General features: G+C 73.3%; 13 protein-coding genes. 7 read left to right on the top strand and 6 right to left on the bottom strand.

Going from position 1 to position 11,462, the window contains the following annotated elements:
• The first annotated feature begins 23 nt into the window (after positions 1 to 23).
• Positions 24 to 692, top strand: a complete 669-nt coding sequence (locus tag B0I33_RS23485; RefSeq protein ID WP_106181026.1) for an HAD family hydrolase — start codon at positions 24 to 26, stop codon at positions 690 to 692.
• On the opposite strand, the gene B0I33_RS23480 is transcribed toward B0I33_RS23485, so the two are convergent.
• Together B0I33_RS23480 and B0I33_RS23475 are read right to left on the bottom strand one after the other, a co-directional pair.
• On the bottom strand, positions 689 to 1,417 hold the full coding sequence (locus B0I33_RS23480; RefSeq protein WP_106181025.1) for a DUF4386 domain-containing protein: 729 nt from the start codon (positions 1,415 to 1,417) through the stop codon (positions 689 to 691). The genes B0I33_RS23485 and B0I33_RS23480 overlap by 4 nt on opposite strands.
• Positions 1,414 to 2,148: an NAD(P)-dependent oxidoreductase gene (locus B0I33_RS23475; protein WP_245900969.1), complete on the bottom strand. Its 735-nt coding sequence runs from the start codon at positions 2,146 to 2,148 to the stop codon at positions 1,414 to 1,416. Before B0I33_RS23475 ends, B0I33_RS23480 begins: the two co-directional genes overlap by 4 nt.
• Positions 2,149 to 2,245: 97 nt before the next feature.
• Here B0I33_RS23475 and B0I33_RS23470 point away from each other — a divergent pair, with 97 nt between their 5' ends.
• Positions 2,246 to 2,920, top strand: a complete 675-nt coding sequence (locus B0I33_RS23470; protein ID WP_245900967.1) for a TetR/AcrR family transcriptional regulator — start codon at positions 2,246 to 2,248, stop codon at positions 2,918 to 2,920.
• A gap of 55 nt (positions 2,921 to 2,975) precedes the next feature.
• Here the strand turns inward: B0I33_RS23470 and B0I33_RS23465 are convergent, their stop codons facing one another.
• Positions 2,976 to 3,737, bottom strand: a complete 762-nt coding sequence (locus tag B0I33_RS23465; RefSeq protein WP_106181022.1) for a class I SAM-dependent DNA methyltransferase — start codon at positions 3,735 to 3,737, stop codon at positions 2,976 to 2,978.
• A gap of 182 nt (positions 3,738 to 3,919) precedes the next feature.
• Here B0I33_RS23465 and B0I33_RS23460 point away from each other — a divergent pair, with 182 nt between their 5' ends.
• The 3 genes from B0I33_RS23460 to B0I33_RS23450 are packed head-to-tail and all read left to right on the top strand — an operon-like array spanning position 3,920 to position 5,999.
• Entirely contained in the window at positions 3,920 to 4,183 is a 264-nt protein-coding gene (locus tag B0I33_RS23460) for a phosphoribosyl-ATP diphosphatase (RefSeq protein WP_106181161.1), read from the top strand.
• A gap of 29 nt (positions 4,184 to 4,212) precedes the next feature.
• Complete coding sequence (hisG, locus tag B0I33_RS23455) at positions 4,213 to 5,058, top strand: ATP phosphoribosyltransferase (RefSeq protein WP_106181021.1); 846 nt, start codon at positions 4,213 to 4,215, stop codon at positions 5,056 to 5,058.
• Positions 5,055 to 5,999, top strand: a complete 945-nt coding sequence (locus B0I33_RS23450) for an AEC family transporter (RefSeq protein ID WP_106181020.1) — start codon at positions 5,055 to 5,057, stop codon at positions 5,997 to 5,999. The genes hisG and B0I33_RS23450 overlap by 4 nt, the downstream gene beginning before the upstream one ends.
• Positions 6,000 to 6,005: 6 nt before the next feature.
• Here the strand turns inward: B0I33_RS23450 and B0I33_RS23445 are convergent, their stop codons facing one another.
• From B0I33_RS23445 to B0I33_RS23435, 3 genes are all read right to left on the bottom strand, one after another.
• Positions 6,006 to 6,932 (bottom strand): ParA family protein, encoded by a 927-nt coding sequence (locus B0I33_RS23445; RefSeq protein WP_106181019.1) that lies wholly within the window; start codon positions 6,930 to 6,932, stop codon positions 6,006 to 6,008.
• Between the two features lie 106 nt (positions 6,933 to 7,038).
• Complete coding sequence (locus tag B0I33_RS23440; protein ID WP_106181018.1) at positions 7,039 to 7,815, bottom strand: thioesterase family protein; 777 nt, start codon at positions 7,813 to 7,815, stop codon at positions 7,039 to 7,041.
• Between the two features lie 62 nt (positions 7,816 to 7,877).
• Positions 7,878 to 8,810 carry a RecB family exonuclease gene (locus B0I33_RS23435; protein WP_106181017.1) on the bottom strand — a complete coding sequence of 311 codons (933 nt, stop codon included), beginning with the start codon at positions 8,808 to 8,810 and terminating at the stop codon, positions 7,878 to 7,880.
• A gap of 159 nt (positions 8,811 to 8,969) precedes the next feature.
• Between B0I33_RS23435 and B0I33_RS23430 the strand changes: the two genes are divergently transcribed.
• Positions 8,970 to 10,133, top strand: coding sequence for a site-2 protease family protein (locus tag B0I33_RS23430; protein WP_106181016.1), 1,164 nt, complete (start codon positions 8,970 to 8,972; stop codon positions 10,131 to 10,133).
• 102 nt (positions 10,134 to 10,235) lie between these two features.
• The gene (locus tag B0I33_RS23425) at positions 10,236 to 11,060 is read left to right on the top strand and encodes a tRNA (adenine-N1)-methyltransferase (protein ID WP_106181015.1); all 825 of its coding nucleotides are present in this window, start codon (positions 10,236 to 10,238) and stop codon (positions 11,058 to 11,060) included.
• Positions 11,061 to 11,462: the final 402 nt, after the last annotated feature.

The raw sequence follows: 11,462 nt of genomic DNA, 5'->3' as shown, positions 1-11,462 counted from the left end.
GACACGTGACACGAGCGTCCGGTGTGGACGGACTGGCCGCCGTTCTGTGGGACATGGACGGCACGCTCGTCGACAGCGAGAAGCTCTGGGACATCGCCCTCTACGAGGCCGCGACGTGGCTGGGCGGCGAGCTGACCGAGGAGCAGCGGGGCACCCTGGTGGGGTCCAACATGGACAGCACCGCCCGGTACCTGCTCGCCGTCACGGACCGGGCCGTCACGGCGGCCGCCGTGCGCGAGGTGGGGCAGTGGATCAGGGACCGCACGGCCGCGCTGTTCACCGACGAGCTGCCCTGGCGGCCCGGTGCCCGCGAGGCCCTCACCGCCGTGCGCTCGGCGGGCATCACGTCGGCACTCGTCACCTCCACCGAGCGGTCGCTGACCGAACTGGCGCTCGACACGATCGGCCGCGAGTTCTTCGACATCACCGTGTGCGGCGACGAGGTGGACGGGCTGAACAAACCGCACCCCGAGCCGTACCTGCGGGCGGCCCGGCTGCTCGGTGCCGACCCCGAGCGCTGTGTCGCCGTCGAGGACTCCCCGCCCGGTGCCGAGTCCGCCGTCGCGGCGGGCTGCACCGTGCTCGTCGTGCCGGGCGAGGTGCCGGTCGAACCCGGCGAGCGGCGCGCGTTCCGCTCGTCGCTGGTCGGCGTGGACGGGCGCACGCTGGCCGAGCTGCTGGGCACCGGCTAGGCCGGGGCGCCGTACCTCGTCGGGATGCCGGGTTCGGCGACTCGCACGGCCTTGATCAGCAGCCACCCGATGAAGGCCAGCTCCGCGATCGCGGCGGGGGTCATGGCGAACGGCGAGATCGTCGCGCCGAGGGCGGGGGCGAGGAAGCGTGTGCACACGTCCGTCAGGTGGCCGGTGCAGCCGATCACCAGCAGGACACCCAGCACCCGGGGAAGGTAGCCCGACCGGACGACGAGGTAGGCCAGCGGCAGCAGCCACAGGCCGAAGTACGTCTGGGCGATGAGGTACCCGTGGTGGTACAGGTCCGCGAACAGCGCCGTCAGCCGGTCGGCAGCTGCCGGGCCGAAGGCCCCGGCGGGGCCCTGCCCGCCGGCGACCGTCAGCACCGCGTAGTGGTTGAGCAGGTTCAGGCTCTGCATCGCGACGCTGACCGCGACGAAGGTGACCATGACGGCGGCCACCCTTCGGTCGACGTGCTCGAACAGCAGGTAGAGGGCCATCCCCGTCGCGAGGAAAGCGATGGCTCCCCCCAGTTCGCTGACGAAACCGAGACGGAACAGGGTGAGCGGCGCGCCGGCGCCGCCCGCCTCGGCGAGGTGCCGGTTCACCAGCCCGGCGAACACGGTGAGCACGGCGACGGCCAGGTACAGGACGCCCGCGATCCTCGCCAGGGTCCTCGGTGCGGGGCCGGTCCGGCCGCCGGGGACACCGGCGGGCGCGGTCACGCCGCGCCGCCCGCGTGCGCGCGGGCCGAGGGGGTGAGCCTGCCGACGATGGCCGGGGCCTCGTGCACGAGGGCGTCGTTCTCCACCGCCTCGACCATGAACAGGGCGTAGTCCACCCGCCGGGTCCGGTTGCTCGCGAGGACGGGATCGCCCACGTGCCGGCTCCACACCGGCAGGCCCTCGCTGTCGCCCTCCTCCAGGTCGCTGCCCCGCACGACCGTCCACCGGGTGTCGCTGGCGAAGACCCTCCGGCACGCCTCCACCTGGTCGTCGACGTCCACCACCCGGGCGAGCTTCGCCAGCCGCCCGAACACGGCCGCGTACAGCCGGAACCGGCGGGTGTACTCGTCCTTCCCGTCGCGGGTGATGTGCCAGCCGCAGGAGAACACCAGCCGGGCGCCCGGGCGGGCGTGGTCGAGCACGGCCTGCGCCGTTCCGGAGGAGTAGTGGTTCCGTCCCCACGGCACCAGCACCGTGAGCACGGCGTCGCAGCCGCGCACCGCCCGCGCGATCACCGCAGGGTCGTCGGTCGCTCCGGGAATCACCGTGATCCGCCCCTCGAACCCGGCGAGCTTGGGCACGCTCCGCTCCCGGCAGACGCCCACGACCTCGTACCCGCGGTCCAGGGCGTGCCGCACCAGGTACTGCCCGAGCTTCCCGGACGCACCGACGACACACACCCGCTTGCCCGCACCGGGCAGCCCCGTTCCGTCCACGCCGCTTGGTTCCACACCCACTCCTCCGGACGCACCGCTCTCTTATGCTGTAAGGTACAGCCTTGCGATGTAAGGTTGTCAAGTCCCGCCCACCCCGGACAGGAGGATTTCCGTGCCCCCGGAACCGACCGGACCGCCCCGTCGTGAGCCGCTCAGCAGGGAGAAGGTCCTGCGCGCGGCGGTCGCGCTGGCGGACGAGGCCGGCACCGGAGCGCTGAGCATGCGCAGGCTCGCCACGCGGCTCGGCGTCGAGGCCATGTCGCTGTACCACCACTTCCGGAACAAGGACGTGATCCTCGACGGCATGGTCGACCTCGTGTTCGGCGAGATCGAGCTTCCGGCGGGTGGCCTCGACTGGCAGGCCGCGATGCGGCGGCGGGCCGTCTCGATGCGTGGCGCGCTGACCCGCCATCCCTGGGCGATCAGCCTGCTGGACTCACGGAAGAACCCCGGGCATGCCACCCTCCGCCACCACGACGCGGTCCTCGGCTGCCTGCGGTCGGCGGGGTTCTCGATCGCGGGTGCGGCACACGCGATCGCGGTGCTGGACAGCTACGTCTACGGGTTCACCCTCCAGGAACTCAGCCTGCCCTTCGGCTCCTCCGCCGGACTCGGGGACGTGGCGGGTTCCATCCTGGAGCAGCTGCCCCGCGACGAGTTCCCGCACCTGACCGAGATGATCAGCGGTCTCGCGCTGGACCCCGGTTACGCCTATCCGGAGGAGTTCGACATCGGACTCGGCCTGATCCTCGACGGACTGCGGCGGCAGCGCGAGCACTGGCGCTGAGCGGCCGGGCCGGAACCGGGCCGCCCGGCCCGGCCGGTGCCGCGCGAGCGTGCGGCTAGGGCAGTAGGTCCGGCGGGATGTCGGCTCGTTTGGTGCCGACCAGCGCGACGTAGTGCAGCGGGTCGCCGGTCACGGCCAGCCGGTGCCGGTAGCGCTCGGACGCCCGGACCTCCAGCACGCCCGTCTCGCGGCAGCGCCGCACGAGCTCGGCGAAACCCGAGGTGTCCTCGGCGGACAGGAAGCGGTCCTTGATCGTGAACGCGATCCACCCGCCGTCGGCGACGACGTTGAACGCCGCGCGGAACGCCGCGGGCGGGATGTCGCCGTAGCCGAGCGCGGCCACGCAGGCCAGCGCGTTGAAGCTGCTCGCGGTGAGCGTGCGCTCCTGTTCCGGGGTGAGGCCGGTCAGGTCGAGCACGTGGTAGGCGTCGTACACCTCGGGCCGGTCCCGCAGCGCCGCCTCCCGCGCCCGCGGCAGGATGTCGGCGCCCACCAGGTGACCCACGCCCACCGCGCGGAGCTGTTCGCCGACGAGACCGTTGCCCGCGCCGAGGTCGAGCACGCGCAGGGCGGACGTGGCCACGCCGGCCCGCTGGGTCTCCTCCTTCAACAGCTTGCCGATCACGTCGGGTGACCGGCAGTCGAGGATGTCGTGGAACAGCTGCTCGTAGAGGCCGGGTACCGCGAAGATCCGGTCGTAGTCGTGGAAGCGAATCGTCTGCCACGTTCCGTCGAGCAGCACCGAGCAGTACTCGGAGTCCTGGTCGAACTCCGCCTTGTGCCGCGGCAGGGCGATCTCCAGCTTCCGGCTCGCCATGTCACCACCTTCCGGTTCTCCCACCGGCACGGCCACACCGGTGGCTGAACGAAGCCAAATGGAATCGCGGGGGCAAGTCAACCGCCGAAAGATCGTCCCGTGGCGGGGGCGGGCGTGACCCAGGGCGCAGCGGGGGAGGCCGACCTGCGGGGGGCCGAGGGCGGATGGAAGGATTCAGCGCCGTGAAGACCTTCGATGAGCTGTACGCCGAGCTCGCCGAACGCGCCCGTACCCGCCCGCCGGAGTCCGGCACGGTCGCCGCCCTCGACGCGGGGGTGCACGCCCAGGGCAAGAAGGTGCTCGAGGAGGCGGGCGAGGTGTGGATCGCGGCCGAGCACGAGTCCGACGAGCGGCTCGCCGAGGAGATCTCGCAGCTGCTCTACCGCATCCAGGTGCTGATGCTGGGCAGGGGAGTGTCGATCGAGGACGTGTACCGGTACCTGTGACCACGGGGCCGCGTGAGGGAGGAGTGGAGATGCTGCGAGTCGCGGTGCCGAACAAGGGCGCGCTGGCGGGCCCGGCTTCGGAGATGCTCAGCGAGGCGGGCTACCGGCAGCGGCACGAGCAGCGCGACCTAACGGTGCTCGACCCCGTCAACGAGGTCGAGTTCTTCTTCCTGCGGCCCAAGGACATCCCCATCTACGTCGGCTCGGGGGAGCTGGACCTCGGCATCACCGGCCGTGACCTCGCGATCGACTCCGGCGCCCCCGTCGAGGAGACGCTGTCGCTGGGCTTCGGCGGATCCACCTTCCGCTATGCCGCGCCCGCCGGGCGGGAGTGGACGGTCGCCGACCTGCGCGGCAGGCGGCTCGCGACGTCCTACCCGAGGCTGGTGCGCGACGACCTCGACCGGCACGGCGTCGACGCGGAGGTGATCCGCCTCGACGGGGCGGTGGAGATCTCGGTGCAGCTGGGTGTCGCGGACGCCATCGCCGACGTGGTCGGTTCCGGGCGCACGCTGCGCCAGCACGACCTGGTCGCGTTCGGTGACCCGATCTGCGTCTCCGAGGCCGTGCTGGTGCACCGGGCGGGCTCAGGCGACGACCGGGGCCGGGCGCAGCTCGCGGCCCGCCTGCAGGGCGTCGTGTTCGCGCAGCAGTACCTCATGCTGGACTACGACTGCCCGCGGGAGCTGCTGGACAAGGCCATCGCCATCACCCCGGGCCTGGAGTCCCCGACCGTCGCCCCGCTCGCCGACCCGGACTGGGTGGCGGTGCGCGCCATGGTGCCGCGCAAGGAGGCGAACTCCATCATGGACGAGCTCGCCGCGGCGGGTGCCCGCGCCGTGCTGGCCTCGGACATCCGCTCCTGCCGGCTGTGACCGGGGCGCTCGTCGCCTTCGCTCCCATCTGGTCGCTCACCGGACTCGGCTACCTGCTCAGCCGGTTCGCCGTGCTCGGTGAGCGAGCCGACACGGTGCTGACCAGGTTCGCCTTCACCGTGGCGATGCCCGCGGTGCTGTTCAGCACCCTGATCGACACCCCCTTCTCGGCGCTGCTCAACCCCGGCCTGATCGCGTTCGCCTGCGCCACCGCCGTCACCGGGCTGATCGGGCTCGCGGCGTCGTGGGCGGTGTTCCGGCGGGGCCTCGCCGAGCGCACCGTGTCCGGTATGGCCGCCTGCTACATCAACGCGGCCAACCTCGGCATTCCCGTGGTGCTGACCGTGCTGGGTGACGCGTCGTTCATCGTCGCCGTCCTGCTGCTGCAGACGCTGGTGATGATGCCCGCCATGCTCGCGCTGCTGGAGACCGGCAGGCCGCGCGACGGTGCCGGACGCTGGCGGACCCTGCTCCTGCTGCCGGTGCGCAACCCGATCATCGCGGCGTCCGTGCTCGGCGTGCTCGTCGGCACGACCGGCCTGCGCCCGCCCGAGGTGGTGTTGCGCCCGATCCACACGCTCGGTGACGCGGGCGTGGCGGTGGCGCTGCTGGTGCTCGGGATGTCGCTGGCCGCGGGCGGCAGGCAGCTCGGCCTGCCCGGCGACACCGGCGAGCCGCGCCGCGCCGAGCGGGCGCTCGTGGTGACGCTGAAGTCCGTGGTGCAGCCCGCCGTGGCGTTCGGGATCGGGTCGCTCGTGGACCTGCCCCGGCCCGCGCTGCTGGCCGCGGTGCTGTGCTCCGCGCTGCCCACCGCGCAGAACGTGTTCATCGCGGCCAGCCGCTACGGGGTCGACGTGCGTTTCGTCCGCGACTGCGTGCTGCTCTCGACGCTGGTGTCGATGGGCATGCTGTCGCTGATCGCCGCAGTGCTCGGCTCGTGAGGCGGGTCAGCGGGACCGGGGACGTTTCGGCATCAGGTCGTACAGCTTGCGGCGGGCGCCGTTGTCGTTGGCCGACCGGGCGTCGGAGACGTCGGCGATGAAGTCCTCGAACACGAAGTCCTGCTCCGGCGGCGGGGGATCGGCGCGCTGCCCGCCCGCGGCGTCGAGGACGTCGGCGATCTGCCGGAACGCCACGGCGTGCACGGTCTCCGGCGCGAACGTGGTGACCGGCATCCCCCGCGCGGCCGCCTCGTTCATCACCACGCCGAGGGGGAGATGCGCCAGTACGGGGATGCCGAAGTCCTGCAGCTCCCGCAGCGCCGCGGCCGCGTACGCGGAGATGGGCCTGCGGTAGAGCCCGGGAACCAGCCCGTAGTAGGTGATCGGCGGGCGGTTCACCGCCGCCTCGAGGTAGGAGATCTGTTCCCGCATGAGCCGCAGCGCGCGGATGCTGGTCCGGTCCGGCTGCACCGGGATCAGGATGCCGTCGGTGGCCATCAGCGCGTTGTTGGTGAGCACGTCGAGTGCGGGCGGGCAGTCGATGATCACGTGGTCGTAGTTGGCGAACTGGATCACCCGGGCCAGCTGCCAGCCGGGTACCCGGAACTGGTCGAGCCTGCGGATCAGGTCGAACATGCCGGGCGAGGTCGGGATGACGTCGAAGGCTCCGCCCGCGCCGACGTTGCTGCGCCGGTGCGGCACGATGAGGTCCTCGACCGGTCCCTTCCACGTCTTCGTCAGCGCCTTGGCCAGGCTCGGCGCCTCCGGCGGCGCCTCCGCCATCCCGAGCAGCTCGGTGGTGGCGTGGCCCTGCGGGTCGAGGTCGATGAGCAGCACCCGGCGGCCGCGCTCGGCGAGCGCGGCCGCGGCGCCGACACTGAGCGAGGTCTTGCCGACCCCGCCTTTCTGGTTGACCACCGAGGTGATCTGCACTCTGCGCCAGCTCCCGAGTCTCGTGGTTTGGCAAGCAGGCTAGTAGATCAGCGCCGGGTGCGCCGGTAGCTCGCCGCGTGTGTTCGGCCGCGGTCCGTGCCGCCGGTCACCGGGGCCGCACCAGCAGGGCCTGCGTCCCGGTGCCGACCTGCCCGCCGGTGTCGTGCAGGGTGCTGGTCGCCGTGCCGACCCCCTGCGGACCGACGAGCGTCACCGCGTCCAGCCCGATCCACTCGCCCACCGGTTCCCGGTGGGTGTGCACGGTGAGCTCGGCGTTGATGAACCACCAGGAACGCGGGTCGAGCCGGTGGGACACGCCGTTGCCGGAGTCGGCGACGGTGCACAACCGCTGCAGGGGGCTCGGCTTCTCGCCGTCGACGAGGGCCACCCGCTGCCGCGCCCACACGGTCGCCGGGCCCGCCGCCAGCACCGAGCCGGCGGCGAGCCGCCAGTCCATCGCGTGCAGGTAGCCGCCGGTCCAGTCGGCGGGCCACTCCGCGGCCGGACAGCTCTCCGGCGACGGCGGCGGTTCGGCCGCGCCCGTGACGATCGCGCTGGTGTCGGACGTGGCGAGCCGCCACGCCGAGGCCCTGGCCACCGGCCGGCCGCCGGCCACCAGCTCGGCGGTGAGCAGCTCCACGGACCTGCCGGGACGCTCCAGGCCGGCCCGGACGGTGAGCTCGGTGAGCGGCGCGGGGCCGAGGATCTCGACGGTCACCCTGCCCAGCAGCGCCGCACGCTCGGCGGGAACCTGCTCGAGCGCCCGCACGAGCAGCGCCGACGGCGGCCCGAAGTGCTGTGCCTCCGGGGTCCAAGGGCCCGCCGTGTGCCCGGTCGGCTGGAACCGCCCCTCGCCGAGAGGCAGGTAGAAGGCATCGGCCACGCTGTTCCTCCCGCTGTCCCCGGGCACCCTACTCAGGGCGGGCCCCGGAGCACCACGCCGTCTCAGTCGGCCCGGTCCAGGATGGACTCGTCCCCGGGGTCGGGCTCGGGCCAGCCGGGGTACTCGGGCGGCGTGCCACCGAACGACGGGCACCGCGACTGGTGACTGCACCAGTCGCACAGCTTGCTGGGGCTCGGCCGGAAGTCCCCGGTGCGGCCCGCCCGCAGGATCGCCTGCCAGATGGCCTCCAGCGTGCGTTCGAACCGGACCAGCTCGGCCTCGTCCGGTGTGTACGCCAGCGCCTGCCCGTCGGTGAGGTACATGAGCTTCAGCTGCTTCGGCACCACCCCGCGCAGCCGCCACAGCACCACGGCGTAGAACTTCATCTGGAACATCGCCTTGGCCTCGCCGATCTGGCGGGGTGCGGCGCCGGTCTTGTAGTCCACGACGCGGATCTCACCGGTGGGCGCGACGTCGAGCCGGTCGATGTAACCGCGCAGCAGCACCCCGGAGCCGAGCTCGGTCTCGACGTGCAGCTCGCACGCCTCCGGGTCGAGCCGCCGAGGGTCCTCCAGCTGGAAGTACGCGTCGACGAGCCGCTCGGCGGACTCCAGCCAGCCGTGGAGCTCCCCGGGGTCGTCGCCGGGAAACAAATCCGTCCACTCCGGACGGCCGGAGGACAACTCCGTCCACACCGGACGCAACAGTTCCTTCGCCCGGCCGGGGACGCGTTCCGCCTGCGGCAGCGAGAACAGCCGCTCCAGCACCGAGTGCACCAGCGTCCCGCGCACCTGCTCCCTGGTCGGCACCTCGGGCAGCCGGTCGACCGCGCGGAACCGGTAGAGCAGCGGGCACTGCTTGAAGTCGCTCGCCCGCGACGGCGAGAGCGCGGGCCTGCGCGGCGGCTCCGCGGCGGGCGGCTGGTCGTCCACGGTGGCCGTGCTCGCTGTGGTCGTCGTTGTGCCGCTCGTCGTGCCGGTCGTGCCCTGTGCCATGCCCGGGAGCGTAACGGGACGGTCCGACAACTCCCGGTAACCCCGGACGGGTGGCGTGGGACGGCCGCCGAGACCTCCGGCGCGGCGGACTCGGCGGACTTGGAGGACTCGGCGGTCAGGTCACTGTCCTCCCACACGGGAGGAACTACGCTGCTGCTGATGGACGCGACCAGTGCGACGGGGCGACGTGGGTCCGGCCGCGGCGGCGGACCGGACGGCGGCCTGCTGCTGTTCCGGGTGGACGGGGTGCCGGTGCTGCTCGCCCCGTCGTGGTGGATCGGCTCACTGATCGTCGTCGTGCTGTACGCGCCGCTGGTCGGGCGGCTCCTGCCCGGGGCGAGCGCCGCCCTGTCGTGGTCGCTGGCGGCCGCGTTCGCGGTGCTGCTCGGCCTGTCCGTGCTGGCGCACGAGCTGGGGCACTGCGTGGTCGCGCTCCGGCTCGGCATCCCGGTGCGCAGGCTCCGGCTGTTCCTGCTCGGCGGCCTGTCCGAGGTCGCCCGCACCCCGCGCAAACCGGGGCAGGAGGGTCTGGTGGCGGTCGCGGGCCCGGTCGTGTCGCTGCTGCTCGCCGCGTTCTGCGGGCTGTTGCTGCTGGCGGTGCCGCCCGGGGGCCCGGCGTGGCTGCTGGTGGCGCAGTGCGCGGTCGCCAACCTCGCCGTCGGCCTGTTCAACCTGCTGCCGGGGCTGCCGCTGGACGGCGGCAGGCTGCTGCGCGCCGGGGTGTGGGCGCTGACCGGCACGCGGACCAGGGGCACCAGGGCGGCGGTGTTCGGTGGCGGCGCCGTCTCCGTCGCGCTGCTCGTGTGGGCACTGTGGGGGCTGGCCGAGGGCAGCGAGGACCGCTGGCTGCGGCTCGGCGTGTGCGTGGTGACGGCCTGGTTCGTCGCGATCGGCGCCAGCGCGGAGCTGGCCGCCGAGGGCAGGCGCAGCTGGCCCGACGGCCTGGCGGTGAGCGACCTGATGCGCCCGGTGCTGCAGCTGCCCGCCGAGAGTCCCGTGTCGGACGCGCTCGCGGCCTCGGCGGGCAGGGGAGTCGTGCTCGTCCGTGCCGACGGGGTGGCGGCGGGGCTTCTCGACGGCAGCGCGGCCGAGCGGCTGGCCGCGACGGCGCCGCACGCGCCGGCCGAGGTGGCCGCCGAGCCGATCCGCGCGGAGACCGTCCTCCTGGTGTCGGAGCCGGGGGAGGACGTCGCCGAACGGGTGGGGGACACGCCCGCCTGGCAGTTCCTGGTGGTCGACGACGAGGGCAGGCCCGCGGGCGTGCTCTACCGGGACGACGTGCGCGCGGCGCTGGCTGGCCGGCCGCCGCGTCCCGCCGCCTGAGCACCGCGGGGACCGGCTGCGGGACGGCAGGCGGGGTCTGGGACGATCGGCCGCTGGTTTCGGCGCCCGCGGACGCGGGCCGTGGCAGGTTCTGGAGGCGCAGTGGCAGCAGGGGGGCCGTTCCGGCCGGGTGACCGCGTGCAGCTGACCGACCCGAAGGGGCGGCACTACACGATCATGCTGGCCGAGGGCGGGCAGTACCACACCCATCGCGGCGCGATCGAGCACGACGACGTGATCGGCGCGCCCGAGGGCTCGGTGATCACCTCGACGGGTGGAACGGCGTACCTCGCGTTGCGCCCGCTGCTGGCCGACTACGTGCTCGCCATGCCGCGCGGCGCCCAGGTGATCTACCCGAAGGACGCGGCCCAGATCGTCATGTGGGGGGACATCTGCCCCGGCGCGCGGGTGCTGGAGGCGGGAGCGGGCTCCGGGGCGCTGACGTGCTCGCTGCTGCGGGCCGTCGGCCCGGAGGGCAGTGTCACGTCGTACGAGGTCAGGGAGGACCACGCCGAGCACGCGCGGCGCAACGTGGAGCGGTTCTTCGGCGAGGCGCCCGGGAACTGGAGCTTCCACGTCGGCGACGTCGCCGAGCACCGGGGCGAGGTGGACCGCGTGGTGCTGGACATGCTCTCGCCCTGGGAGGTGCTGCCCGGCGTGGCGGAACAGCTGGTGCCGGGCGGGGTGCTGGTGGTGTACGTGGCGACGGTGACCCAGCTGTCCCGGGTGACCGAGGCCCTGCGCGAACAGCAGTGCTGGACCGAACCGCAGTCGTGGGAGACGCTGATGCGGCCGTGGCACGTGGTGGGGCTGGCGGTGCGGCCCGACCACCGGATGGTCGCGCACACGGCGTTCCTGCTGACCGCCCGCAGGCTCGCCGAGGGTGTGGTGCCGCCGAAGCCGAGGCGCAGGCCGAGCCGGGGCTGACCCGCCGCCCGCCGGTGGCCGAATCGTTGTCTTCTCCCGCGATGTTCGCGCAGCGTACGGACGCTGTGCTCCAAGCGGGGGACGGGCGCGGCCTGCCGGGTCGCGCCCGCGGCGGCGGCGCCGCTGGTCCGGACGGCCCCGCGGGGTGCCCCGGGCGGGGGAGGCCCGCGGCCGCGGCCACGGCGCCGTCTGCGGTCACATGCTGCGGGAATGCGCCGCATCCGCGGCGGGAAAGGGTGTGGTTTCCACCGCGCGGGGGTGCCCCGCGACCCGACTGGATTCACCGGGTCGCTTTGTCCGGTTCCGCGTTTCCGATTCCGCTCCTGGGGTAGAGACGGACGGTGACTACCGGGGCCGGAACCACGCCACACGAGCCGCTCTTGCGCCGTGGCACGGGGCGCG

Source organism: Prauserella shujinwangii (genome assembly GCF_003001955.1).
In the GTDB taxonomy this organism is placed as follows: Bacteria; Actinomycetota; Actinomycetes; order Mycobacteriales; family Pseudonocardiaceae; genus Qaidamihabitans; species Qaidamihabitans shujinwangii.
The sequence above is the reverse complement of the archived record's forward strand: the minus strand, read 5'-3'. Positions and strand labels throughout refer to the sequence as shown.

Bases quoted from the DNA above. Each gene is read 5' to 3' on its own strand.
- B0I33_RS23435 (WP_106181017.1), bottom strand. From the start codon at position 8,810: ATGGCACAGGGCACGACCGGCACGACGAGCGGCACAACGACGACCACA.
- B0I33_RS23465 (WP_106181022.1), bottom strand. From the start codon at position 3,737: ATGGCGAGCCGGAAGCTGGAGATCGCCCTGCCGCGGCACAAGGCGGAG.
- hisG (WP_106181021.1), top strand. From the start codon at position 4,213: ATGCTGCGAGTCGCGGTGCCGAACAAGGGCGCGCTGGCGGGCCCGGCT.
- B0I33_RS23430 (WP_106181016.1), top strand. From the start codon at position 8,970: ATGGACGCGACCAGTGCGACGGGGCGACGTGGGTCCGGCCGCGGCGGC.